Consider the following 26,318-nt stretch of genomic DNA (forward strand, 5'->3'; position numbering starts at 1 on the left):
GAAGTGATGTTGTAAAAGATCTAAGCTACAGAATAATTTGAAAGCAATTCACAACCTGCGAATATGAACGACATTACAACCGGCTGTTGTAAAAGATCTAAGCTACAGAATAATTTGAAAGCAATTCACAACTTAATGAATTATCTAAATCACTTCGTTTGCGTTGTAAAAGATCTAAGCTACAGAATAATTTGAAAGCAATTCACAACTTAATGAATTATCTAAATCACTTCGTTTGCGTTGTAAAAGATCTAAGCTACAGAATAATTTGAAAGCAATTCACAACGTATGCTCATCACATTATTAATCCTCTTTGGTTGTAAAAGATCTAAGCTACAGAATAATTTGAAAGCAATTCACAACTGTTTTTATGGCGGCAGCTTTGAATGAACAGTTGTAAAAGATCTAAGCTACAGAATAATTTGAAAGCAATTCACAACCTGAGGTCTGAAGACCTCCGTTGCGCCATGTGTTGTAAAAGATCTAAGCTACAGAATAATTTGAAAGCAATTCACAACCCGCCAATACGTGCAAGATGATTGCAACTGGTTGTAAAAGATCTAAGCTACAGAATAATTTGAAAGCAATTCACAACCGCAGTTAACCGAACTTATCAGACTGGAATGTTGTAAAAGATCTAAGCTACAGAATAATTTGAAAGCAATTCACAACTCTGTAGGGTCTACCTGTGTAAGCCTGATGGTTGTAAAAGATCTAAGCTACAGAATAATTTGAAAGCAATTCACAACCACTCAAACTTCTTTACTACCCATTTTGAAGTTGTAAAAGATCTAAGCTACAGAATAATTTGAAAGCAATTCACAACACGCCGCAGCCAGCAAAAAAGCCGACCCGGGGTTGTAAAAGATCTAAGCTACAGAATAATTTGAAAGCAATTCACAACGGACATGCAGGCTTTGAATTTTTTTCCGGCGTTGTAAAAGATCTAAGCTACAGAATAATTTGAAAGCAATTCACAACACTATATACCACGCACAATCTCCTATTTCTGTTGTAAAAGATCTAAGCTACAGAATAATTTGAAAGCAATTCACAACAGGGCAACAGCTTTAAAACGGTTTGCCTTGAGTTGTAAAAGATCTAAGCTACAGAATAATTTGAAAGCAATTCACAACTAAATGATGTTGAACCACTTCCGTCAACAGTTGTAAAAGATCTAAGCTACAGAATAATTTGAAAGCAATTCACAACAGTCCTTTGGGTGCTCTCCCATCCTAAAGGGTTGTAAAAGATCTAAGCTACAGAATAATTTGAAAGCAATTCACAACCTCCTGCTTCTGCTTTAGCATCGAATAAAGCGTTGTAAAAGATCTAAGCTACAGAATAATTTGAAAGCAATTCACAACTGTTCACGCGGATATTTGCCTGATTTAATGTTGTAAAAGATCTAAGCTACAGAATAATTTGAAAGCAATTCACAACCCTGCCCCTGCTGTTTCCCCGGAACCGGGTGTTGTAAAAGATCTAAGCTACAGAATAATTTGAAAGCAATTCACAACGCAGTAATGATTGGGGTACAGGTGAGGATCGTTGTAAAAGATCTAAGCTACAGAATAATTTGAAAGCAATTCACAACGGCTGATTAAAATAAAATTATTATCAAACCGTTGTAAAAGATCTAAGCTACAGAATAATTTGAAAGCAATTCACAACAGGTAGTAGTGCATTTTACAAAAGAAAAAAGTTGTAAAAGATCTAAGCTACAGAATAATTTGAAAGCAATTCACAACTAGTTGTAAAATGCTATATATAATTTCCAGTTGTAAAAGATCTAAGCTACAGAATAATTTGAAAGCAATTCACAACGGCAATATACTGCATTGGTGGGCGGTGCTTGTTGTAAAAGATCTAAGCTACAGAATAATTTGAAAGCAATTCACAACGCATAGATATATGGGAGGATGGTTCAGAGTGTTGTAAAAGATCTAAGCTACAGAATAATTTGAAAGCAATTCACAACTACATCATCAAAGATCGCAGCACTAATGAAGTTGTAAAAGATCTAAGCTACAGAATAATTTGAAAGCAATTCACAACACGGATCCGTTTTCGATGAATTTCGATTACGTTGTAAAAGATCTAAGCTACAGAATAATTTGAAAGCAATTCACAACCTAAAGCTCTAAACGCTTTGCATACAGTTTGTTGTAAAAGATCTAAGCTACAGAATAATTTGAAAGCAATTCACAACCCACATTGCCACATAAAACTTTCTTCGTAGGTTGTAAAAGATCTAAGCTACAGAATAATTTGAAAGCAATTCACAACATCACACCTGGTTTATATAGGCTCATCAAAGTTGTAAAAGATCTAAGCTACAGAATAATTTGAAAGCAATTCACAACGGGCATCAACCTACGATGGTTCCAATTCAAGTTGTAAAAGATCTAAGCTACAGAATAATTTGAAAGCAATTCACAACTCGTTACTTTTCGTCGTTCATTGAACAGCGTTGTAAAAGATCTAAGCTACAGAATAATTTGAAAGCAAATCACAACTTCATGTAGCCCCGGGCTTCCGGGGTGAAAGTTGTAAAAGATCTAAGCTACAGAATAATTTGAAAGCAAATCACAACAGCTGAAGGCAGTAAAAAGCAACAATTATGGTTGTAAAAGATCTAAGCTACAGAATAATTTGAAAGCAAATCACAACGGTATCTGAAGCGGTTAGAATATTTGATGAGTTGTAAAAGATCTAAGCTACAGAATAATTTGAAAGCAAATCACAACAAGCTCGAATTCTGGGAAAAGTATGTATCAGTTGTAAAAGATCTAAGCTACAGAATAATTTGAAAGCAAATCACAACTTACTGATAAAGGCACAGAAGCTTTGAAAGGTTGTAAAAGATCTAAGCTACAGAATAATTTGAAAGCAAATCACAACTATCTGCGTTTGCATGGTTCCACGTAGCACGTTGTAAAAGATCTAAGCTACAGAATAATTTGAAAGCAAATCACAACCTTAATTGATATTCTGTTGTGTCTCCCAGCGTTGTAAAAGATCTAAGCTACAGAATAATTTGAAAGCAATTCACAACGCTACTGATATGAGCATGAGTCTGAAGCAGGTTGTAAAAGATCTAAGCTACAGAATAATTTGCCGCGGAGGCTTGTTGTTGAGATGGGACCTATTGAAAGGAATCACAACGGAAAACGAGATGCCATCCGGTAAGGAAATTGCACAAGAGCGATGCCGCTTCATATTTACCCTGGAAGCTTCTATTTTTTATCATGGAAACCTCGCAGTACTATAAAATTATTTGACCGATGGCTTTTCAATTACTTCTTTATTTATTTTTAACTCCAACCAATTGTTCTTTAACTTTTACATTCATACCGCAAAATCCATTTACTTGCAATGATTATCAAAAAATACCTCCTTACTGCAGCTTTCTTTTTTTTGGCAATGCCGCTGTTTGCCAAAGATTATCCGGCTTCATTATTCGGCATTTATTCCGACGGCGTAACACTCAACACCCGCTCCATTCAATACGCCATTGATTATATAAATAAGAACGGAGGCGGCAGGCTGGTGTTTTATGTGGGCAGGTATCTTACCGGGTCTGTACACCTCAAATCGAACGTTACCATACAGTTAGAAGAAGGCGCAGTACTGCTCGGCTCGCTCAATCCCCTGGATTACGACAGGAAAATATTTACCGCTCTCGTTTTTGCATACAATGAGCAAAACATCGGCATTACCGGAAAAGGCATCATTGAAGGCCGGGGAAGATATGTGGCCAGGAATGTAGTGGAGCTGATCCACAAAGGCATTTTAAAGGATGGCTTCCGGTACGACCGCCCCGAAGCAGAAAGCAGGCCCATGCTCATCAATTTCCGCGCCTGCGAAAATATTCTGATCCGGAGAATCACCCTGCGCAATGCAGCAAGCTGGGTTCAAACTTACGACCAGTGCAGGAACCTCACGCTGGATAGTATTTACGTGGACAGCAAAGCTTACTGGAACAATGACGGCATTGACATTGTTGATTGCGATGGCGTAACCATTACCAATTCTTATATAGATGCCAGCGATGACGGCATTTGTCTTAAGTCGCACGACGCCGGCAGTTCATGCAAAAATATACTCATACAAAACTGCACGGTGCGCTCCAGTGCCAACGGCATTAAGTTCGGCACGGCCAGCAGGGGAGGCTTCAGCAAAATAAGGATACTTAACAATAAAGTATTTGACACTTACCGCTCTGCCATAACGCTGGCGGCAGTAGATGGCGCCTGTATAGAAGATGTTGAAGTAGACAGCCTGCAGGCCTTTAACACCGGCAATGCCATCTTTTTGCGTATCGGCGAAAGGATACCAGGCAAAAAAGGAAGAATGGAAAACATACGCATTTCAAACGTATATGTTGAAATTGCAGCAACCAAACCCGATGCAGGATATGAATACGAAGGCCCCACCGAAGATATGCCAAGGAATATATCCCCGGCCTCAATAACAGGTATGCCCGATGCAATGATCTCCAATGTCAGCTTAACGAATATTGAAATAAAATATCCCGGAGGCGGTAACCCCTTTTTTGCTAAAGTGGCGTTGGACGAGTTAGACAATGTTCCGGAAAAAACAACCGCATACCCCGAATTTTCCATGTTTGGTGAACTGCCTGCATGGGGCTTATATATCCGCCATGCAAAAAACATCCACGTCAACAATCTTGTATTAGTCTGCCGGAAAAAAGATTACAGGACAGCCATAGTTGCCGACGACCTGCATACGGCTTCATTCAAAAATGTAAAAGTAACCGAACCCACGAAAAAGAAAATGCTTCACACTTATAGATCCACGGACATAACGGGAATACCGTCAAGGCAATAACAGATGTTTGTGCGAAATATAAAGGAACGAAGACCCATCCGGCTCTTCGTTCCCTGCCTGCATACCCAAAGCAGTATACATTAAGCTTTTTATGTGTATGCAGCTCAATAAAATGCCTCTGCGGGAGTAACTACATTAATGATAAAGAAATACCGTACACCCTTGCTGGTATTCCATTTTAGCTCCTGCCCCTTTCTCATACCGAGTAAAGCGGCGCCCAGCGGCCTGAATACATTATCTGTATTAACAACCGCGGCGCCGGCCTCAGGTACGGCCAAACGATACTGAAAATTTCTCCTCCCGGCTTTATCACGCAAAAGCAATAAAGAATTAAGCCGCGCAACCTCGTAGTCAAAATCGGCATGACTTACAATTTCTGCATGTTGCAGCTTTTCTCTTACGGCATTGGCGCCCGGGAGCTCCGTATCAGCTTCCAGCAATTTCTTTAACACATCTGCATCTTCTTTTAGAAGCATTGCTTTCTCTGCTTTTTTCATGATAATAATTATTGATGTAGTGATTAAATAAATTCATGACAAGTATATAGTCCGGCCTCTTTACCGGCTCGTGCATAAGCCGGCCATCAACAGTTCATTACCGCATAAATGAAGCCCTGCCGCAATATCGGTACAGCCTGACTTTGAACAAGTCAACGGTAAGACCGGGTCTTACCGGAATAACACCCATTGCTAAAAATTGAATACCCCGGGCCTGAATTTTATTGGGCCGGGGTCAGCGCACTGAAGTCTTTGAAATTGGAAAAGAAGTACATTCTCAGGCGGGCATAAAGCGGCTTGCCGGTCAGATCAGGCATACCCGTCAGTTTAAATGACAATATGTAGAATAATTTTTTCACCAACGGCAAATATAGCAAATAAAGCCGCCCGGTGCATCGCAAAAATGTTAATCCTGCACATTAATGCTCTGTACACGATTTACCGCAACACAATAATAACGGAAGCCGGTAAGCGATAAAAAGAAATGATGCGGCACTACATTTTCTGCAATGTTTCCCGCACTGATGCCAGTATTTGCTGTGCCTGCTCAGGATCAAAATCTCCATGTTGTATTTTTTTTACTCCCAGCCCGGAAAGCTCAATGTGCACCGCAGGTTCAATACCATGATTGGCGAGGCATGCTTTTGCGCATGACAAAGGACAACCATCAAGCACAACAATTTTCCTGTTCGACAAAGCAGTCTTTACCAACTTTTTCACTTTGCCCCCCACGCCCACAATACACGACATTTCCGCATCTCCCGACCTGTCGGCGGTAACGGCAATATAATTGGCCATCTGCGCTGCACTGGAACAACCTGAACAGGAATAGATCAATGGTTTGGTTTGTATATTCATGCTACCAAAGAAATCAGGTGTAAAAATCGCTGCAAAACTAAGCGCTCTCCTTCGTGTATGTTTTTCACCTCCGATGCAAAAAGTACCATTAGCTGCGTTTTCGCATATTTAAAAAGCATACTGCCTATTGTCTTGCACCTTAACCGGCGCACACATGTAAATTGACGCTGTAATCCACGAAAAAAATAAACCTGAAGATCGGGACTTTGGGCTTGGTGGTATATCTTTTTTATATGATAAAAATCAGCAGGTTTAACCGCCGGGGTCAGTTTTTTAATCCCCTATAGTGAGAAACTTTGATAGAGGAACGCCGGCTACAGATCCTGCATTCATTATTTCCGGCATTTCCTGTTTTAAACAACTATGGCCCAACCCAATCCAAGATGCAATACCTGCCGTGTCAGAGCCTGTTCTGTACTCCGCAACTGCCCCGGCGATATCCTGGAAACACTGTCTGACAATAAAAAATATCTTCATTTTCAAAGAGGAGAACGTTTGCTTATTGAAGGACAACGCGGAGAAGGCATTTATTTTATCAGGTCGGGTATAGCCAAAATAGAAGTGAATGGCAAAAACGGTCGGCCGCTGGTCCTTCGCCTGGCCGGCGCAGGATCAATTCTCGGGCACCGCATACATGACAGTACAAATGAACAACCCCTATCGGCAGAAGCCGTTGAGGATTTATATGTATGCCGGATCAGTACTGCGTTTTATGATCAGTTGATTGAAAAGAGCCCGGCGCTTCACAGCGGCATAATGGGATCACTGCTCAACGAAATGCATCAGGTTGAATTGCATGCCGTGCGCCTTACACATCTCCCCGTTAAAGAAAGGGTGGCAGCGGCCTTATTGCACATTGCTAAGCTATACCGGTATGAACCCGGCAGCAATGGTATCCGTGTTCACCTTGAGCGGCAGGACCTGGCTGATCTTGCCGGCACCACAAAAGAACAGGTATCCAGGATGCTTACAGGGCTGCAAAGGGCCGGTTTTATAAAATTCAGCGGGAAACATTTTAAATTTTTCGACCTTAACCATTTGCAGCACATTACAGCTTTACACTAAGTACCTTATGCACCTGCCGGATAAGCCCCTTAAAATTCTTATCCCTAAATTCATTCACTTCCCGTGTTTATTTGTATTTTAACCGCTTTATTATTTCAAAATCAGCTTATGAGCATTCCTTCACAACTGAACCGCACGCTCGGACTTCGTTTAGCCATTATAGTGGTAATGGGCAATATTATCGGTTCGGGCGTATATAAAAAGGTAGCGCCTATGGCTGCCGAACTGCATTCACCCGGGTGGGTGCTGATCTGCTGGCTGCTCGGGGGTATTATTACACTTATGGGTGCGCTCTGCAATGCCGAAATTGCCAGCATGCTGGCCGATACCGGCGGAGAATATGCGTACTATAAAAAAATATACGGGCGGTTCTTTTCCTTTCTTTACGGATGGTCAAATTTTGCCGCTATTAAAACAGCCGCCGTGGCAAGCATTGCCTATGTTTTTGCGCAATCGCTCCACAGCATTGTACATCTCCCGCCATTGCTGGCATCATGGGCCGATATCAATATAGCAGGTGTATTTTATCCCTTTGCCGGCTTTAATGTTAAGCTCGCAGCCATTGTGCTGATCCTTGTGCTTACGTTAATCAATACTACGGGGCTCAAAACAGGCGCAGGTTTAAGCACGGCATTGATGCTGCTTGTTTTGGCGGGGATAGGGCTTATTGTTGTGCTGGGATTGAGCAGCTCTGAAGCCAACATGCCTTCTGTTTTTCACTTAGAAACTACCAACGCTGCACCTGTAACCATGAGCGGGGTATTCACGGCTATGCTGGCTGCCTTCTGGGCATATGAAGGATGGAACTCCGTAGGCATGCTGGGGGGTGAAATCAAAAACCCTCACCGCAATGTGCCGCTGAGCATCACGATCGGCCTGTTGCTTGTGATCACATTGTATTTCCTCGTTAACATGACTTACCTGTCTGTTTTGCCTGTACCGGGCATGGAACAAGTACATGCATCCAGCAACACTATTGCAGCGGTGGAAGCTGTAAAGGTCTTTGCCGGAACCTCAGGCGTGTTCCTCATATCGTTATTGATCCTGGTAACCACCCTTGGCTGCACGCATGCCACCATTCTCAGCAATGCCCGTACTTATTATGCCATGGCAAAAGAAAAGGTATTCTTTTCAAAAGTAGCCAGGCTGAATGCTGCAAAAGTTCCCGGTAATGCATTGTGGTTCCAGGGCGTATGGGCATGTTTGCTCGTATTATCGGGCACATTTGACCAGCTTACGGACATGCTTATTTTCGCTGCTTTTATATACTATGGCGCTACCACCTTAGGCGTTTTTATTTTAAGAAAAAAGATGCCCGATGCACCGAGGCCTTATAAAGTATGGGGCTACCCTGTTGTTCCGGCATTGTTCATTGTTTTTTGTGTTTTACTCGTAGGCAATACCCTTATAGAACGCCCCCGTGAAGCAGGAATTGGACTAACGCTGATATTATTGGGCATCCCGTTTTACCGGTGGTTCAGAAGAAGGGAAGCGTGATGTTTATAAGTTACAGGGTACAGGTTACAGGGGGGTGCAAGGTTCAGGTTCCATGTTGAAGGTTCTGATTGCAGAGGACGATTCCCTTGTAATCTGCACCCTGTAACCCGAGCCTCTCTCACATTTTCAAATTATCTCCCAAACATCCGTTCCAGGTAATCTTTTTTAAACGCGATATAGGTGGGATCGCCGGAAGGCGTAATATTAGGTTGCGCACAGGCAAACAACTCATCTGCCAGTGCTTTCATTTCTTTTTGCGCCAGTGTGCGGCCGGGCTTTACCGCATGCTGCCAGGCAATGCTGCGGATAAGCTTTTCGCGTTTTGAGAATTTTACATCGCTGTTAAAATGCTTGTATTGCTCCAGCATTTGCTCAATAGCTGTTTTTTCATTCCCCTGTTCCACATCGGCAGGTGTGCCCTGCACCACAAAAGTATCTTTTCCGAAAAGCTCTATTTCATATCCCAGCATTTTAAGGTCGGGCAAAAGATCCTGGAGCAGCACGGCATCGGGTGCGGCAAGCGCTACGGTTAACGGGAACAAGCTCCGTTGCGTGGCAATGGGCCTGCCTTTGGCGGCTGTAACATATCTTTCATATAAGATCCTTTCGTGCGCCGCCTGCTGGTGGATCAGTATAAAACCCTGGTTGGTAGAAGCAACCAGCCAGGTAGTATGCAATTGCAACAGATCGGCGTTCTCCAGCAATTGTAATTTTTGCCCCGCATGCGTCCCGGTACCGATAGAGCTTTGTTCATACTCAAATTTATCCGGAAGAGTATCTTTCCGGGACGATCCGCCCGGCTGTTCTTTGGCAGGGAAAAAATCTTTCCAGTGTTTTAATTCACTTTTACTTTCTATTAAATGCGCCTGGTTCTTTTGAGTGAAGGTATTGTAGAGTGATGATGCTTCGGCATGCACTTTCTTTTCATCGGTAAAAGGTTTGGACACTGCATCCAACTGCTGGATACCGGGATCAAGATCAAAGTTAAGCGTAGGCATTATACTAAATTGCGCCAGCGCATGCTTTACAGCAGCCTGCACAAATGCATAAATGATCTTTTCATCTTCAAACTTGATCTCCTGCTTGGTGGGATGCACATTAATATCTATTTGCGCAGGATCCAGGTCAATGAACAGTACATACATCGGGAAGCTGTCGGCAGGGATCATTTCCTGGTAGGCGCTCATTACCGCATGGTTCAGGTATGCACTCCGGATAAAACGGTTATTCACAAAAAAATACTGGTCGCCTCTTGTTTTTTTGGCGATCTCGGGCTTGCCTGCAAAACCGTAAATATTCAGGTAGTCGGTGTTCTCCTGCACGTTTACCAGTTTGGCAGTATAATTATTGCCTAACAGATGAACGATCCGTTGTTTGAGCGAGCCGCTTCCCAGGTGAAACATTTCCTGCCCGTTGGCGGTAAGCGAAAAAGAAACTTCAGGAAAAGCCATGGCCACACGGATGAACTCATCTACGATATGCCGCATTTCCACTGCATTGCTTTTTAAAAAATTCCTGCGGGCAGGTACATTAAAAAAAACGTTTTTCATCGCTATGCTTGTACCGGTCTGGAAAGCTATGGGTTCCTGTTTTTTTACCAGGCTGTTCTCTATTTCAATATAAGTGCCTGCTTCATCTTCTGCGCGACGGCTTTTCAGTTCTACCTGTGCCACCGCAGCAATGGAGGCCAGCGCTTCACCCCTGAAGCCCATGGTGCGTATGCGAAACAGGTCATCTATATTATTGATCTTGGATGTAGCATGGCGCTCGAAGCTCATGCGGGCATCCGTTTCACTCATGCCACTGCCATTGTCTATTACCTGTACCAGCGATTTCCCCGCATCTGCAACGATGAGCTTTATTTCCGTTGCACCTGCATCCACTGCATTCTCCAGCAGCTCTTTTACAGCGCTCGACGGACGCTGTATCACTTCCCCCGCTGCTATCTGGTTGGCTATATTGTCGGGCAATAACTGAATTCTGTCTGACAAAATCTTTGAATTTAACAGCAAAAATACGGGTTAGGAATTTGATTTGTATTAACGCCCCAATGATAATAAATTCGCCTGAGGTATATTTTATTGAACAATTTTTCGATTATGAAGGCGATATTCACGGCAATTGCTATTTGTTGTATAAGCTTATCCTCCTTTGCACAGCATATCAGTGAGCTTGATGAACAAGCCTGGGTAGACAGCGTATTTGCCACTCTCAGCAACGACGAAAAACTGGGGCAGCTGATGGTAGTACGGCTTTCTTCTATCGGCAGCAACCGCAAGGTTACTTTTTATGATGAGGCGGTAGCTGAAGCCATCAACAAATATAATATAGGCGGTATTTGTCTTTTCCAGGGTGGGCCCGTTACACAGGCGCAATACATTAACCGGTTCCAGGCAATGGCAAAAACTCCTTTGTTGATCTGTATCGATGCGGAGAACGGGTTGGGCATGCGCATGGACAGTGTAATTAGCCTGCCGCGCCAGATGATGATGGGCGCCGTACAGGATCCGCAACTGATATATGAGTACGGGCGGTGGGTTGGTGAACAATGCAAACGTGCAGGCATACAGGTTAACTATGCCCCTGTTGTTGACATCAATAACAACCCCGACAACCCGGTGATCAACGACCGCTCATTCGGGGAAAATAAATACAAAGTGGCCGAATACGGCATCATGTATATGAAGGGCATGCAGGATGTGGGAGTGATGGCCTGCGCCAAGCATTTCCCCGGCCATGGCGATGTGTCGGTAGATTCCCATTACGACCTTCCCGTGATCAATAAAACACGTGAACAGCTGGATTCGCTTGAACTATACCCTTTCCGCGAAATGTTCAGGGCAGGCGTGGGCAGCGTAATGATCGCCCACCTCTTTATTCCGGCCATTGACAACACGGCCAACCGCGCCACTTCCCTTTCGTATAACAATGTAACCAAACTGCTAAGAGAAGAATTGGGCTACAAAGGGCTTACGTTTACCGATGCGCTGGAAATGCAGGGGGTTAAAAAATTTTTCCCCGATGGCACAGCGTCGGCCGAATCGCTGGTTGCCGGTAATGATATGCTTTGTCTGCCCGGCGATATTCCCGGCAGCATAGCAGAAATAAAAAAAGCGATCAAAAAGAAGAGGCTCAGATGGAACGAGATTGATGAAAGGGTAAAAAAGGTGTTGCGTGCAAAATATGAACACGGGCTAAGCCGCTGGCAACCTGTAAATACACACAATCTCGTGCGCGACCTTAATACCAGTACCGATGACATCAAGCGAAGAATTGCAGACAATGCCATTACTGCATTGCGCCTGCAGGACAGCATCCTGCCGCTCTTACCGCTGCGGGGCGTACAAAAATCAGCAACGGAACCCAGGGTAGCCTACCTCGGCATAGGCATTAACAACGATAATACTTTTGCCCGCAGGATGCGGGGCAATTACAATGCGGATGTTTATCATTTTAACTATAAAGAAGACGCTTCACGCATACCAACCCTTGCAGCCCAGCTTCAAACCCGCTACGATGTGGTGGTTATCGGTATTCATCACTACAACCGTTTCCCCGCAGGCAACTTTGGCATCAGCACCGCTGCCCTGCAGCTACTGAAAGAAGTGCAGCAACTTAAAAAATCCATCACCTTTGTTTTTGGTAACCCGTATGCTATTAAAAACTTTTGCGATGCTAAAAATATTATCGCCTGCTATGATGATGATGCCACAACCCACGATGCAGCCGCCGATGTATTAAAAGGCGCCATTGTTACAAAAGGCAAATTACCCGTAACCATTTGTGATGCATTCCCGTCCGGAACCGGTATCCAAAGCATTCCTGCTCCTGTCAGCTATGCCTCCGCTGCAGACATGAACGCGGAAAAATTCAAAGCGATAGATTCTTTAGCTACCCAGGCCATTCAGCAGCACGCCGCGCCGGGCATGGCCGTAATGGCTGTAAAAGACGGCAGGATCATTTTCCATAAAGCATACGGCTATTATACCTACGACAGCACGGAAAAAGTGAACCTGGAAAGCATTTATGACCTGGCCTCTGTAACTAAAATATGCGCAACCACCGTTTCGGTAATGAGGCTATACGACCAGGGAAAGCTGGACCTGAATAAAACTTTAGGCGATTACCTCCCCTGGGTAAAAGGAACCAATAAAGAGCATTTAAAAATTGATGACATACTGCTTCACCAGGCGGGCTTAAAAGCCTTTATTCCTTTTTACCGCGAAACGATTGACACGGCCACAGGCGTACCTTTTGAAGGATTTTACAGTAAAGAACAAACGCCGCAATACCATATTAAGGTTGCCGATACCATGTACATGCGCAATAGCTGGGAAGATACCATTTACAAAAGAATACTTGAAAGCCCGGTAGGACCGCGCAATAAGTATATTTACAGCGACAATGATTTTATTTTTTTGGGTAAGATAGTGGAAGCCATCAGCGGCATGCCCCTGAACGAATATGTATACAAAGAGTTTTACCGGAAGCTGGGATTGACCACCACCGGCTTTTTGCCGTTGCAGCGGTTTCCGGAGGAACGTATTCCGCCAACTGAAAATGAAAAGATATTCCGCAGGCAACTGCTGCGCGGCACGGTGCACGATCCCGGATCGGCTATGTTTGGCGGAATAGCCGGGCACGCCGGCCTGTTCAGCGACGCCTACGACCTGGCAGTGCTGATGCAGATGATACTGGATGGTGGAAAGTTCAACGGGTATTATTTCTTTTCGCCCGAAACCATCAAATTATTCACGGCTTACAGCAGTAAAATAAGCCGGCGCGCCCTGGGCTTCGACAAGCCTGAAAAAGACAACGGGATCAGTGAAAACCCCTACCCCTGCAGGTATGCTTCACCGTTAACCTTTGGTCATACCGGCTATACAGGCACCTGCGTATGGGTAGATCCCAAATATAACCTGACTTTCATTTTCCTGAGCAACCGTGTTAATCCCGAAGGCGGAACCAATGTAAAATTATACCGGCTGAACACCAGAACCAATATACAGGATGCGATATACAAGGCAATTGCAACAAAGGAAGAGTAGGGAGATTGGAGATTTAGGATCCGGTGTCAAACCCCGGCACTTTCATGCATTCCCCATCTTTCAATGCCGACTGGTGGGCAACTATGCCCGGTGCGGTATAGGCAATCGCTTCGTGGATATTTACTTCCGGGCTGCGATTATTGATCAGTGCATCAATAAATTCATGTGTGATAAAAGTATGAGAGCCATCGTGCCCGCTGCCATGGCGCAGGGTTTGGGGCAACATATCCGTTTGCCACCATTGGGGCTGCTTATATGTTTCCACGGTAGCTTCATTATGCTGAAAGCCGGCATCATCGTGCCCCATAGTACCTGCTGAGCGAACGATGGCATGTTCCTGCCCTTCCTGCAGCGCGGAGAAAAAGCTCATCTTATCGCCGCGCCACTCACCACGTTCCACACCTCTTAAAGCGCCACGCCAGTTCACTTCCACGCGAAAAGGATTTCCTTTATTCGTTTTGAAAAATGCGGTTTCATTCCAGAAGGGGTTGTTGTAAGGATTATCTTTCAGCAGCGGACTGCTATCACCCCAGCCCATACCACTCACTTCTGTAAGCCGCTCTCCGGTTACCGCAATTAAAAAAGCCGTGCAGTGGGTAGGATAATGCATCGGCGGAAATCCATGCCGCCACGTAGGTAAGCCATTTTCCCAAAACAGCACTTCCAGCCCGGGGTGGTTGTATTCTGCCGCAGCGCTGAAAATAATGCCGAATTTTCCCTGGCGGTACATCTTCTTTACAGAAATGGTATTCTGGCGATACACCGTGGTTTCCGCCATCATATAGGTAAGCCCCGTGCGTTTTACCGCATCACGCAATGCGGCACACTCTTCCAGTGTCATAGCCGCAGGCACGGCACACAATACATGCTTGCCGGCATTCAATGCAGCCAGCACATGACGGGCATGATCCGGTGCGCCGGTAGCAATGAATACCGCGTCAATTTTTTTATCCGGCAAAAGCTGCTCCAGCGAGTCATAGGTTTTTTTGCAGCCGTATGTTTTTACCAACACCTCTCTTCTGTCTGCACGTAAATCGCTTACCGCCTCCACAATACAGTTGGGATGCTCATGAAAATAAAAGCCGGCTCCAAACCTGCCGCCTACAATGCCTATCCTGATCTTACGGTCACTTGCCGGTTCGTCCGCAAATGCAAAACGCGAACTTAAGGCTGCTCCTGCTCCCGTAAGTGCAGCCATGTTAATGAAACGGCGGCGGTGCAGCAGCTCATTGTTTTTATGGATTGGTTCCGGCATAAGGGCAGTTTTAGGAACATATATCATTTCAAAAATCCATCTACGTTCTCTTTTGTCACCAACTGGAACGGGATGAATATTGCTTTCTTTTCCAGCGGTTCTTTTTTAATAAGCTGTATAGCCATATCAATGGCGCCTGCCCCCTGCCCTTTTGCATCCTGGTAAACGGTAGCATCCAGCCGGCCATCTTTTACCGCCTGCAACGCATCGGCAATGGCATCAATGCTCACCACTGCTACTTTGTCCTTCAGCTTGGCCTGCTCCAGCGCCTGCAGTGCCCCCATGCCCATCTCATCGTTGTGGGCAAACACGGCATTTATTTTATCGCCATAGCTCTGTATCCAGTTTTCCATCAAGCTCATTCCCTTGGCCCTGTCCCACTCCGCGGTTTGCTGCGCCAGGATCTTTATGCCGGGATATTTATCAAGAACTGTTTTTGCGCCGGCAGACCTTTTGATCTGTGCAGCCTGCCCCATATAACCTTCTATCATCACAACATTACCTTTCCCGTTCAGCAGCCTGGCAATTTGTTCCATAGCTATTTCACCGGCTTCCTCATCGCGGGAGCCTGCAAACCCATCGGGTTCAGCAGCCGTTTCTGAATTTACATTAATGATGGGTATCCCTGCCGCCCTGGCCTTTTCAACAGCGGGTGAGCTGGCTTCTACTTCACATGGATTAAGGATGATAGCATCTACCTTTTGCGAGATGAAGGTTTCTACCTGCTGCACCTGCCTGTCGGCCGTGCGCTGCGCATCATTTACGATCAGCTCAACATTTTTTTCTTTGGCGTATGCTTCCATGGCATCTTTTACATTCACTACAAATTCAGACTGCAGGCTGAGCATGGAAGCGCCGATAACCATCTCCTTTTCCCCATTCTTACCGGCGCCCCGGTTACATCCTGTCAATACCATTCCCGCAAGGGCCATAACAAATAATACTGTACCTGGTTTATGCATTGTATACTTTTTTGGATGGTAAGATATGATTTTTTTTATGTTGCTTTTTTTCCGCAAAAAAAGTAACCAAAAAAGCCACCCGAAAACGATTACTGCCCGTTCTCGGGGTGGAGCCCTGATAGTGCTTTTGTACTGCTGTGACTTCAGCTTCATTTCACTGCTGCTTTCTCATTGCTAAAATGCGGAGAAGGCTTTACCTTATTATAAAATAAGAATAAGATAGGTTTCGAACCATTATAAACTGCGGATTCAGTTTACCGATGATCTTTTAATACTGCGCAGCATTCTACTGCGCATTCTTCCTGTCGAGCAGTACGGCGCCAATAATAATAATACCTTTTATGATCTGCTGATAGTAGGATGTAACGTTCAGCAGATCCAGCCCGTTGTTGATCACGCCAATGATCAGTACGCCGATCACCGTTCCGGCAATGCTGCCTCTACCGCCCAGTAAGCTGGTGCCGCCGATCACTACCGCGGCAATGGCATCAAGCTCATACGCAATACCTGCATTAGGCTGGCCCGTGGTTATGCGCGAAGCAAGTATGATACCTGCCAGCCCTGCCAGGCCGCTGCACATAATATAGGCAAACATTTTCACGGCACCGACCCGTATGCCGGAAGCTTTTGCAGCATTTTCATTGCCCCCAACTGCATAAATATAACGGCCGATACGGGTGTATTTTAAAACTACAGCCGAAACAATGATCACCAGCACAAACAGCAATATGGGTACGGGGATACGCAGGAAGTCGCCACCACCGATATAATTAAAAGCGGGTGAAAGATTCGTAACCGGCCTGCCATCGCTCCATACCAATGCCAGCCCCCTTGCTATCGTCATCATACCCAGCGTAACAATGAAAGGTGCCACCTTCCCAAGGGTAATAGTGAGCCCGTTGATGGCGCCGATAATAACCCCGGTGAGTATGCCCAGCATAACCGGCACAACCAGCGAATAGGTATCAGGGTGAGCAAAGCTGGCCGCAACAACTCCTGTTAACGCCAGCACCGAGCCAAGAGAAAGATCAATGCCGCCGGCTATAATAACGAAAGTAACGCCAATGGCCAGTATGCCGTTAATGGATACCTGCCGCAATACAATGATTATATTTTGCGCCGTAAAAAAATAAGGCGTGGCAATGGAGAGCATGATGCATATCACAACAAAGGCTATGAAAATGCCGTACCTGGAAAGATAGCCAGAAGAAGATTTTATTTTCGCGGGGTTCATTGTTGAATATTCTTAAAAATTAACACTTATTCTTTCTTTTGTCCCTGCTCACATCATGGCATATTGCATGATCTTTTCCTGTGTGGCTTCGGCACCTGTTAATTCTGCTTTTATACTGCCGCCGTGCACTACCATTATCCTGTCGCTCATACCCAGTATTTCCGGAAGCTCTGACGAGATCATGATGATCGCTTTTCCTTTTGCCGCCAGCTCATTCATCAGCCGGTATATCTCCGCTTTGGCGCCAATATCAATACCTCTTGTGGGCTCATCGAGTATAATAATATCCGGGTCATTGAGCAATACTTTTGCCAGCACGATTTTTTGTTGGTTACCGCCGCTTAAAAAATTTACGATCTGGTTCCCGGATGGCGTTTTAATGGCAAACCGCCTGATTTGCTGCTCAGCAATGCTGCGTTCCTTCTGCATTTCAATAAAGGGGCCCCTGCAGCAACTTTTTAATGCCGCCAGCGTAATATTATGTTTCACCGTTCCCGATAATACAAGCCCGGTGTTTTTCCTGTCTTCGGTAATCAATCCTATCCCGTGCTGTATAGCATCCCTGGGCGAACGGATGGTAACGGGTTTGCCCTTTACCGCAATCGTTCCCTTATAAATTTTTTCCAGTCCAAATATCGCGTTTACGATTTCTGTTCTTCCAGCGCCCATCAGTCCGGCAATTCCCAGTATTTCACCACTCCGCACAAAAAGATCAATATCCTTAAACTTTGCACCGGTTAACCCCTTAACCGATAAAGCCACTTCACCCGGAATGGTATTTCTTTTTTCAAAAATGGTATTCAATTCTCTTCCCACTATCAGCGAGATCAGATCTTCGTTGCTTATGGCATTTGCCGGGTGTGTGGCAATATACTTACCGTCGCGCATAACCGATATGGTATCTGCGATCCTGGATATCTCATCCATTTTATGTGAAATGTAAATAATAGCGATGCCCTGTCGTTTCAGATCACGGATCATATCAAACAGCCTGGCGGTTTCCCTGTCGGACAGCGCTGAAGTGGGTTCATCCATAATAATAACTTCCGCTTTATTGGACAGGGCTTTGGCAATTTCAACCATCTGCATTTCCGCCACACTGAGGGTTTTCATGCGCCGGGTAACATTGATCTTCACGCCTAACTGATCAACAAGCAACTGTGCATCCTTATTTCTTTTTTTGCGGTTTATCCACCCGGGAATAGCCGTGGTAGGCTCATTGCCCATAAAAATATTTTCTGCCACGCTCAATTCCGGAAAAGGCAGCAGTTCCTGGTGGATCATGGAAAACCCCGACCTGAGCGCGTCATGCACCGAGCTGAATCTTATGGGTCGCTCCTTATAAATAATCTCTCCGGCATCCGGCGTATACATGCCGATCAGGATCTTCATGAGGGTAGACTTCCCTGCCCCGTTCTCTCCCATTACCGCATGCACTTTTCCTTTTTCAACATGCAATTGCACATTGTTGAGCGCTTTAACGCCGGGAAAAGATTTTGATATGTTTTCTGCACGAAGCAGGTATGCAGGATCCATTTGTAAACAGCTTAATTTATTTCTTCACAATATAATATACCTCACTCAAAATAATCCGGCGGAGATAAAAACCGGGGAATGTAGAGAAGTGAAACAGAGATTCACCATTCACATTTCACCTTTCACATCTCACGTTTCACGTTTAACCCTGCGCCGGCTTATTGTAAGAAGCCCGCCAGATCTTCCATCATTTCTTTTGAGCCGATGAACAAAGGGCTACGCTGGTGAATATGCCCGGGTTGTATATCCAGAATGCGTTGCCTGCCATCCGTTGCGTTACCACCGGCAACTTCCGTTATAAAAGCCATCGGGTTGCATTCATAGCAAAGTCTGAGCTTGCCGTTGGGCTTACCTGTTACCTGCGGATAAAAAAATATTCCACCCTTTAATAAATTACGGTGAATATCGGCTACCATGCAACCATAGTAGCGGTTGGAATAAGGTCCGTTCCTGTTTTCAGTAGTGGAAATACAAAAATCCACATAGTTTTTAAGCTTCTGATCCACCTGGTTATAATATCGGTTGTCGAATGAATAAAAAGGACCGTGCGGAGGCATTTTCAAATTGGGGTGACTGAGATAAAATTCGCCGATAGCGGTATCTAAAGTAAATCCGTTCACTCCCCTGCGGGTGGCATATACCAGTATGGTAGATGACCCATAAATTACATAGCCGGCCGCCACCTGTTTTATCCCCGGCTGCAGGAAATCTTCCAGCACGGCTGGTTTGCCCAGGTGGGAAATACGGCGATATACACTGAATATGCTCCCTATAGAAATATTGATATCTATATTCCCCGAGCCGTCTACAGGGTCCATGAGCAGCACATATTTGGACTGGTTGCTTTTGGCGTCATCAAACACAACCATCCCCTCGTTCTCTTCAGAAACAATACCTGCACAATTGATCCCCGACCGCAATACATTGATGAAAACATTATTGGCATACACATCTAATTTCTGCACCACTTCCCCCTGGATATTAATGCTTCCTTCCGCACCCAGTATATCCGCGAGCGCCGCTTTATTCACTTCAAGGTTTACCTGCTTGGCGGCCAATCCGACACCGCGCAGCAGTCCCGATAATTCGCCGGTAGCATGAGGGAATAAGCGAAGCTGCTGAATAGTGAATTCATCGAGCGTGATGAGGTTCTGGTATCTGGACATAGTTTTTAATTAAAGTATTACATTAATTATCTAAAGCGAAAACACTTATCAGGAAAGAGATCTACTTTTATATTCTTTTTACTTTTTCTCCTGAAAGAAAAAGTAACAAAAAGTTCAATCACAATAATGCTTTGTGGTTGATCTGATTAATTCTGTACAACAACTAACTGCTGCACTTTACTTCAATGCAGCCGGAGGCGTTGTGATCAATTCAATAAATCTCCTTTTAACGTTCTCTGCCTGCTCAGGATTTACTTTTAAATAACGATGCTTTCCGGCTGACCGGGGAGTAAAAGCAGTGAACCCGTCGCCTGAAACCTCAATAGTACCCGGCTCACTTACACTAAAATAATCTTTTGCGCCTTCCACAGCATACAATACAGCCGTCAGGTCCCAGGTTTGGCGGTCGTACGGCATTTTTGCATAGCTTTCATAGGCGATCACCATAGGATGATGAGCCGCCCAGTTAAAATCATTGAGAATACTCGTTGCAGGGTACCTGATCTGATCGCCCACTTCAAAAGGACTGACCACTATTTCGGTTGGCCATTGCTCAAATAGTTCCCTGGCGGCAGGCACATCTTTAACCACATTATATTCCTTCAGCTTTTTTCCTTCAAAACTGCCGGCCATTACCGATAGTAATTTTACCTTTTTTGCCACAAGCGCTTTCCCGTTCAAATCCGTATAACGATCCGCACCTGAATTAAGCAGTTTGGCGAGGTTGGTTGAAAATCCAACAGAAACAATAACAACGGAATGATCAGCAGCCTCCGATAATACCTTCCGGTAAAGATTTACTGATTCGGGATAAGCAGTGTCTTTGGTTGTTATTTGGAATGCAGGCCGGTAATCTACTACCACTCTGGTATAATTAACCGCATCATGCTCTGAATTTGCACCATTTACTACTTTCCCAACCGGTATCTTCGGGTAGCCGTACCAGGTATTCATGATATCGAGATATACAGCAGACGACGGGTTGTTCTTATTGGAACTCACCGCCAGCAGCTTAACCATTTTCTGATCGGCATACTTATACAGCATATCCAGCGCCAGGGCATCATCAATATCATTGCCCATATCTGTTTCAAAAATAACGGGTAAATGTTTATTGACTACAGTTGCTTTTTTAGAGTTGCTGCAGCCAGTGAAGATAATATACGCGATCAGTAAGAGGAATGGGACAAACCTTTTATCAGTCATTATAGTTGTGATTCACTTTTTAAAATCCAGCTTCTGTGCGTTTTCCTGGGCTTTCAATGCAAGCTCGGTAGCAAGGAAGCAATGTTCCTGCGGCATAGCGGTCTCTGTGCGGTTCACCACATCATTTACAAACAACCTACCAAAAGGAAGCGGGTCTTTGTTGCAGTTCATATAGCGGGTTTCTTTCTGGTTTACTATAAAAAGATGGTTGCCGCCTTCACGTCCGCCGATATCAAGATTCTTGCGGATTTCAATATACCCTTCCGTGCCAAGAACGGTAAGCCTTGCATCGCCCCATGATTTCAGTCCGTCGGGTGTAAACCAATCCACGCGGATGTATCCTGTGCCATTGTTGCCTCTTAACATTACATCACCGAAATCTTCAAATTGAGGATATTGGGGATGATGCACATTGCCCGCCTGTGAGGCTACAATCTCTGCATTGGTGGAACCTGTAAAAAATAAAAACTGGTCAAACTGGTGCGACCCTATATCGGTAATGATACCGCCAAAATATTTTTTATCGAAGAACCATTCCGGTCTCGACCGGGGGTTCATGCGGTGCGGTCCCATACCGATCGTTTGAATTATATTCCCTATAATACCTGCTTTTACCAGCTCTCCCGCTTTAACCGTTGCCCGGTTCTCCAACCGTTCGCTGTACATGATCGTGTACATCCGTTTGGTTTCTTTTTGTACATGGCGAACTGATTCAAGCTGTTCCAGCGTGGTAATACCGGGCTTATCAACCAGGTAATCCTTCCCATGCCGCATCACTTCTATACCCAACGGTGCACGTTCCACCGGTATGCCGGAGCTGAGAATGAGTTGTGCGGAGCCGTCTTCGAGTATTTCCTTTTTATTTCGGGCAGGTTTGGCCTGCGGGTATTTTCTTGCAAAAGCAGATGCCAGCTCAGGTTCTTTGGCATAAAAAGAAACCAGTTCCCCGCCCCCCCGTGTTACAGCGTCAACCATACCGTATATGTGAGAATGGTTGATACTGATCACTGAAAATTTAATTTTCGGCTCATTGTGCATCAAAGCAACCGACTTTTTGGCCAGGGATGAGAGCATGGCTATGCCAGCGGCAGCTTTAGAGCCCGTGGTTATAAACCGGCGGCGGTTGAAAACAGATTGTTGCATATGCTTTTTTTTATGACCGGCATTAAAGGTTAAATTTAGCTTATTGTATTGTAAAAGGGGCACCAGTAAAAGAAATACTGAACACAGTACAAATGCCGCTTATTGAAATTTGTCCGGTATTTTCAACGGCACTTTATAAAAAAAGAAACATTCAGCTTTACATTTTAGTAATGCAGGGCAATAGTAAATTCATATGTTCCTGAACCTGCTTCAACAATGGTATACCGCTGATCCTTTTTTCTTTTTAAAAGAATATCTGTACTGTTCACTACCGGCTTGCCATTACATAGAATAGCGCCGGTATTTGCAGCAGGAAGGTATACTGTGGCCCTGGTGTTAACGGGTATGGTTACCTGTAGTTTTAAAGAAGCGCTATCCTTCTTCCAGAATGCAGCTATTTTACCGTGTATAGAATGGTAGACGGCACTGGTATAATGAATACCCGAATCCGTGATCTCAGGCTTAATCATAAAAGTTTTAAAACCCGCGTCAACCGGTTGTATTCCCGCCATGTTCTGGAACATCCATTCACAAACCGCTCCAAATGCATAATGGTTAAAAGAATTCATGCCGGCATTGTTTTCAAATCCTTTGTCTCTGGTAAAACTGTTCCAGCGTTCCCATATTGTGGTAGCGCCGTTTACTACCTCAAAACCAAGGGAAGGATAGGCTGTATCCTGAATTAAAGTATACGCCATATTACTGTTACCCGTAGCCGAAAGCGCCGGCAGCAATGGCTTGAACCCGAGAAAGCCTGTTGAAAGCTGGTTGTTGTTGTTACGCACCAGCGCCGACAGATACTGACCGGCTTTCATCAGGTTTTCAGGTGAAAGTATTTTTAAATAAACGGCATTTGCATAGGCCGTTTGGGTATGTCCTGAAAAGCCCAGGTGCCCGTCTACATAGCCCTTTCCATCACCATAAGCAGCAGCATTGGTCTTTAATTTCCCGTCGGCATCCGTATAGTGTGAAGCAAAAGCTTTCCTGATCTTTTGAGATAGATCCGTGAAATGATCGGCATCATTTGTATTACCCAGTGCACCTGCCATTTCAGCCATCAGCAAGGCGCAGTAATTATAGTACATGGTAGCAAGCATATCGGGCGGCGTTTTCCTGCCTACCGACAGCCAGTCGCCAAAGCCGCCCTTGGGGTTAAAGTCTTCGAAGCTCCCTTCAGCAAAATAATGGCTGCCTTTACTCCTTTTTTCAAGAAATGCCATATACTTCAGCATATAGGGCCACGATTGCTCAATGATCCTCGTGTCGCCGTACATTTTATAAATGTTATAAGGACATATGATACCCGCTTCTGCCCAGCCGGGCGAAAAAGTATCCGATGACCGTATGGCGGCCCTGCCATTGGCGCCCACAGGCAGCGGTGCGTACACCGGGTAAGCGCCGGACGGCCATTGGGCATCATTGAGGTCGGTGATCCATTTGGTATGAAACGCGGCGATATCGCTGTTGAATGCAGCGGAACGCATATAGATCTGTGCATCTCCTGTCCAGCCCAGGCGCTCATCGCGCTGCGGGCAATCGGTTGGAATATCAAAATAGTTAGACCGCTGCGTCCACACAATATTTTTATACAACCGGTTCAGCATCTCATTGTCCGTTTCAAAACGGCCTGCTACAGGCGTTGCGGAACTCATAACAATGCCGGTAATATCTTTTACAGCAGGCTTTGTTTTTAAGCCGTTAATTTCCACATATTGAAATCCATGATAGGTAAAGCGCGGCATCCAGGTCTCACCGTTTGCGTCGCCCTTAAAGATATAAGTATCTGTTGCCCTTGCCTTCCGCAGGTTCTCTGTCATCACATTTCCATCCAGGTGCAACATTTCACCATACTTAATAACAATGGTATCGCCTTTTTTGCCTTTGGCCTTAAGCCTCACTACACCCGAAAAATTTTGTCCCATATCCACTATATACTTCCCCGACTTTTCTTTTATGCTTACGGGAGTGATCTCTTCTATGATTTTAACAGGGTTTCCCGGATACAACTGCAGCGGCAAAGCTGCTTTTGCCGGATAGGTTTGCACCTGCTTCCAGGCCGCATCATCAAAGCCTGCTCTTTTCCACCCCTCCGGTTCAAGATCAGCATTGTATGTTTCCCCATTTAATATATCAGCTTCAAGAATGGCGCCTGTAGCAGCTTTCCACGAAGCATCGGTATAAATAAGCTCCTTTTTACCATTGTTATATTCGATTTCTATTTGTGCCTTCAACAGGGGCACTTTTCCGTAAAAGCTATGCGTAACAGGGCTTCCTACCAGTAAGGCATACCCTAAATATCCTGCATACCACCCTGTGGAAAGTATAGCGCCAAAAGCGTTTTTCCCGTTTTTCAGATCGCCGGTTACGTCATAGGCGCTGTAGTAAACCCTTTTGTTATAATCTGTCCAGCCGGGAGCAAAATAATCATCGCCAACCCGTCTGCCATTGATGTAAAACTCATATAAGCCCAGAGCGGTAACATACAGGTTTGCTTTTTTTATGGTACCGTTTATCGCTGTTTCTTTACGCAAATAGGGACAAGGCGGAAGATGATAGTTTTTATTGACCGATAAAGCGTTTACATCATAACCGATCCATTCTGCTTTCCAATCGCTTTGCTGCAGGAGGCCCGTACTAAAATATGCCGGCTCACTCCACGGCCCGGCCTTACCGTTTTTATCCCAACTGCGCACTTTCCAGTAATAGGTTTTGTTGGATGCAAGCGCTTTACCCGCATATTCAACCTGGTTAACAGCACCGGAAAGCACCTTCCCCGAGTTCCATATATCAGCTTTTTCATTGCTCAATAAAGTAACGGAACCCGCCACCAGTATCTGTCTCGCTGTTTGTACCTGGTTGGGCACAGCCGATTGCAGTTCCCAGCTAAACCTGGGCCGCGCTGCATCAACAAATGCATTGGTCTTATATTCCACCCTCAGGTGCAGGGGTCTCAGATCAGATTGCGCCTGAACAGCAAATACAAACAGGCAGCAGATGAACGATAATTTTACAAATGCCCGGAAAGCTTTTGACAGGGATGTTGGCATCGCTGAGACTTTATTACGATGAGTTAATTCATATTACTGTACCACCTTTATTCCTTTAGGCGCATCTACGGTAGTAACCACCTTCCCGTTCGCCTGTTTCACATGCTTTACCTTAACCAAACCATAGGGTGTGGGAAAACTCCCTTCTGCAAATTGAAGATCGCCCAAATGAGGTTTTATTTCTATTGTTTTACAACCAGGAGCCACTACTTTAATACCCAGCACATGTTCGGTTAGCCACGGTGTAGGCCCGCTCGCCCAGCCATGACTTAAGCTATGCCTGAAGCCGATATAACAATAAGCGCCATAGTCGCCGTGAATATCTTTTTGACCCGGCTTCGGCAATTCGTCAATACGCGAGGCATCGGGCAGCCAATCGAGGTTAAAATCTTCCCAGAAGGTGGTTGCGCCAAGGTTCAGCATAGCGCCCCAGTATTCCCTGATGGCGTTTAAAGCCCCCTGGTAGTCTCCCGCTTTTGCCTTTGCCTGCAACATATAGTAGCCGTAAAAGGTAGAAAAATGATGGGCGCCGTTTACCGCCAGCACTTCTGTATTGGCTTTTGCAGCCGGCATCAAACCGGCAAGCGCCATGAGCGCTGCACCCTGTTTCGAATGGTTATGATCAGGAATATATTTTTTTAACCTGGCAACAGCGGCTTCACAATTTTTTTGGGTCGCCGGTTCATTTAAAATTTTGCACAATTCTGCGCCGGCTGTTAAAGACCATACCATCATTGCCTGTAGCCCAGCATCCACACCTTTTTTATTTTCACTCGAAGGCCAGTCTAAAAACCGGGTGCCATCCAATTGCTCTTTACCATCCTTATCAATTTTCGTAATAATGTAAGCCAGCAGCTTTACGAGGTAATCCTTTTGCTGCTGCAGGTATTTCAGATCGCCGTTATGATAATACCAGTCGCGGTGAATAATGATCCACCACATGGAATAAG

The 26,318-nt window shown here is 44.9% G+C and carries 16 protein-coding genes and 1 CRISPR repeat array; of the genes, 4 read left to right on the plus strand and 12 right to left on the minus strand.

The window, feature by feature from the left end:
* Positions 1-8: 8 nt before the first annotated feature.
* Positions 9-3,058: direct repeats of the CRISPR family, unit length 47 nt; unit sequence GTTGTAAAAGATCTAAGCTACAGAATAATTTGAAAGCAATTCACAAC.
* A 320-nt stretch (positions 3,059-3,378) separates the two neighbouring features.
* The gene (locus PLH26_RS07165) at positions 3,379-4,854 is read left to right on the plus strand and encodes a glycoside hydrolase family 28 protein (protein WP_324585321.1); all 1,476 of its coding nucleotides are present in this window, start codon (positions 3,379-3,381) and stop codon (positions 4,852-4,854) included.
* A gap of 104 nt (positions 4,855-4,958) precedes the next feature.
* On the opposite strand, the gene PLH26_RS07170 is transcribed toward PLH26_RS07165, so the two are convergent.
* Both PLH26_RS07170 and PLH26_RS07175 read right to left on the minus strand, forming a co-directional pair.
* Entirely contained in the window at positions 4,959-5,351 is a 393-nt protein-coding gene (locus PLH26_RS07170; protein WP_324585322.1) for a GreA/GreB family elongation factor, read from the minus strand.
* Between the two features lie 495 nt (positions 5,352-5,846).
* Positions 5,847-6,209, minus strand: coding sequence for a putative zinc-binding protein (locus PLH26_RS07175; protein ID WP_324585323.1), 363 nt, complete (start codon positions 6,207-6,209; stop codon positions 5,847-5,849).
* Between the two features lie 363 nt (positions 6,210-6,572).
* Between PLH26_RS07175 and PLH26_RS07180 the strand changes: the two genes are divergently transcribed.
* Together PLH26_RS07180 and PLH26_RS07185 are read left to right on the plus strand one after the other, a co-directional pair.
* Positions 6,573-7,274 carry a Crp/Fnr family transcriptional regulator gene (locus tag PLH26_RS07180; RefSeq protein WP_324585324.1) on the plus strand — a complete coding sequence of 234 codons (702 nt, stop codon included), beginning with the start codon at positions 6,573-6,575 and terminating at the stop codon, positions 7,272-7,274.
* 108 nt (positions 7,275-7,382) lie between these two features.
* Positions 7,383-8,771, plus strand: a complete 1,389-nt coding sequence (locus PLH26_RS07185; protein WP_324585325.1) for an APC family permease — start codon at positions 7,383-7,385, stop codon at positions 8,769-8,771.
* 131 nt (positions 8,772-8,902) lie between these two features.
* Here PLH26_RS07185 and mutL read toward each other — a convergent pair whose 3' ends face one another.
* Positions 8,903-10,762: a DNA mismatch repair endonuclease MutL gene (mutL, locus tag PLH26_RS07190; protein ID WP_324585326.1), complete on the minus strand. Its 1,860-nt coding sequence runs from the start codon at positions 10,760-10,762 to the stop codon at positions 8,903-8,905.
* Between the two features lie 108 nt (positions 10,763-10,870).
* Here mutL and PLH26_RS07195 point away from each other — a divergent pair, with 108 nt between their 5' ends.
* A complete protein-coding gene (locus PLH26_RS07195) occupies positions 10,871-13,819 on the plus strand; it encodes a serine hydrolase domain-containing protein (RefSeq protein WP_324585327.1) in 2,949 nt (982 codons plus the stop codon).
* A 13-nt stretch (positions 13,820-13,832) separates the two neighbouring features.
* Here the strand turns inward: PLH26_RS07195 and PLH26_RS07200 are convergent, their stop codons facing one another.
* The 9 genes from PLH26_RS07200 to PLH26_RS07240 form a co-directional block, all read right to left on the minus strand.
* A complete protein-coding gene (locus PLH26_RS07200; RefSeq protein WP_324585328.1) occupies positions 13,833-15,074 on the minus strand; it encodes a Gfo/Idh/MocA family protein in 1,242 nt (413 codons plus the stop codon).
* Between the two features lie 23 nt (positions 15,075-15,097).
* Positions 15,098-16,036: a sugar ABC transporter substrate-binding protein gene (locus tag PLH26_RS07205; protein ID WP_324585329.1), complete on the minus strand. Its 939-nt coding sequence runs from the start codon at positions 16,034-16,036 to the stop codon at positions 15,098-15,100.
* A gap of 286 nt (positions 16,037-16,322) precedes the next feature.
* Positions 16,323-17,270 (minus strand): ABC transporter permease, encoded by a 948-nt coding sequence (locus PLH26_RS07210; protein ID WP_324585330.1) that lies wholly within the window; start codon positions 17,268-17,270, stop codon positions 16,323-16,325.
* A 48-nt stretch (positions 17,271-17,318) separates the two neighbouring features.
* Positions 17,319-18,806, minus strand: a complete 1,488-nt coding sequence (locus tag PLH26_RS07215) for a sugar ABC transporter ATP-binding protein (RefSeq protein WP_324585331.1) — start codon at positions 18,804-18,806, stop codon at positions 17,319-17,321.
* Positions 18,807-18,964: 158 nt separating this feature from the next.
* Positions 18,965-19,972 carry a class 1 fructose-bisphosphatase gene (fbp, locus tag PLH26_RS07220; protein WP_324585332.1) on the minus strand — a complete coding sequence of 336 codons (1,008 nt, stop codon included), beginning with the start codon at positions 19,970-19,972 and terminating at the stop codon, positions 18,965-18,967.
* 177 nt (positions 19,973-20,149) lie between these two features.
* Positions 20,150-21,178, minus strand: coding sequence for a nucleoside hydrolase (locus PLH26_RS07225; protein ID WP_324585333.1), 1,029 nt, complete (start codon positions 21,176-21,178; stop codon positions 20,150-20,152).
* Positions 21,179-21,190: 12 nt separating this feature from the next.
* Positions 21,191-22,321, minus strand: a complete 1,131-nt coding sequence (locus PLH26_RS07230) for a Gfo/Idh/MocA family protein (protein ID WP_324585334.1) — start codon at positions 22,319-22,321, stop codon at positions 21,191-21,193.
* A gap of 164 nt (positions 22,322-22,485) precedes the next feature.
* Positions 22,486-25,368 carry a family 78 glycoside hydrolase catalytic domain gene (locus PLH26_RS07235; RefSeq protein ID WP_324585335.1) on the minus strand — a complete coding sequence of 961 codons (2,883 nt, stop codon included), beginning with the start codon at positions 25,366-25,368 and terminating at the stop codon, positions 22,486-22,488.
* Between the two features lie 33 nt (positions 25,369-25,401).
* Positions 25,402-26,318: alpha-L-rhamnosidase-related protein (locus tag PLH26_RS07240; protein ID WP_324585336.1), on the minus strand; the 917-nt coding region annotated here is incomplete at its 5' end.

The organism is Agriterribacter sp., assembly GCF_035444585.1.
Taxonomy (GTDB): Bacteria; Bacteroidota; Bacteroidia; order Chitinophagales; family Chitinophagaceae; genus Agriterribacter.

Bases quoted from the DNA above. Each gene is read 5' to 3' on its own strand.
- PLH26_RS07165 (WP_324585321.1), top strand. From the start codon at position 3,379: ATGATTATCAAAAAATACCTCCTTACTGCAGCTTTCTTTTTTTTGGCA.
- PLH26_RS07170 (WP_324585322.1), bottom strand. From the start codon at position 5,351: ATGAAAAAAGCAGAGAAAGCAATGCTTCTAAAAGAAGATGCAGATGTG.
- PLH26_RS07175 (WP_324585323.1), bottom strand. From the start codon at position 6,209: ATGAATATACAAACCAAACCATTGATCTATTCCTGTTCAGGTTGTTCC.
- PLH26_RS07180 (WP_324585324.1), top strand. From the start codon at position 6,573: ATGGCCCAACCCAATCCAAGATGCAATACCTGCCGTGTCAGAGCCTGT.
- PLH26_RS07185 (WP_324585325.1), top strand. From the start codon at position 7,383: ATGAGCATTCCTTCACAACTGAACCGCACGCTCGGACTTCGTTTAGCC.
- PLH26_RS07195 (WP_324585327.1), top strand. From the start codon at position 10,871: ATGAAGGCGATATTCACGGCAATTGCTATTTGTTGTATAAGCTTATCC.
- PLH26_RS07200 (WP_324585328.1), bottom strand. From the start codon at position 15,074: ATGCCGGAACCAATCCATAAAAACAATGAGCTGCTGCACCGCCGCCGT.
- PLH26_RS07205 (WP_324585329.1), bottom strand. From the start codon at position 16,036: ATGCATAAACCAGGTACAGTATTATTTGTTATGGCCCTTGCGGGAATG.
- PLH26_RS07210 (WP_324585330.1), bottom strand. From the start codon at position 17,270: ATGAACCCCGCGAAAATAAAATCTTCTTCTGGCTATCTTTCCAGGTAC.
- PLH26_RS07215 (WP_324585331.1), bottom strand. From the start codon at position 18,806: ATGGATCCTGCATACCTGCTTCGTGCAGAAAACATATCAAAATCTTTT.
- fbp (WP_324585332.1), bottom strand. From the start codon at position 19,972: ATGTCCAGATACCAGAACCTCATCACGCTCGATGAATTCACTATTCAG.
- PLH26_RS07225 (WP_324585333.1), bottom strand. From the start codon at position 21,178: ATGACTGATAAAAGGTTTGTCCCATTCCTCTTACTGATCGCGTATATT.
- PLH26_RS07230 (WP_324585334.1), bottom strand. From the start codon at position 22,321: ATGCAACAATCTGTTTTCAACCGCCGCCGGTTTATAACCACGGGCTCT.
- PLH26_RS07235 (WP_324585335.1), bottom strand. From the start codon at position 25,368: ATGCCAACATCCCTGTCAAAAGCTTTCCGGGCATTTGTAAAATTATCG.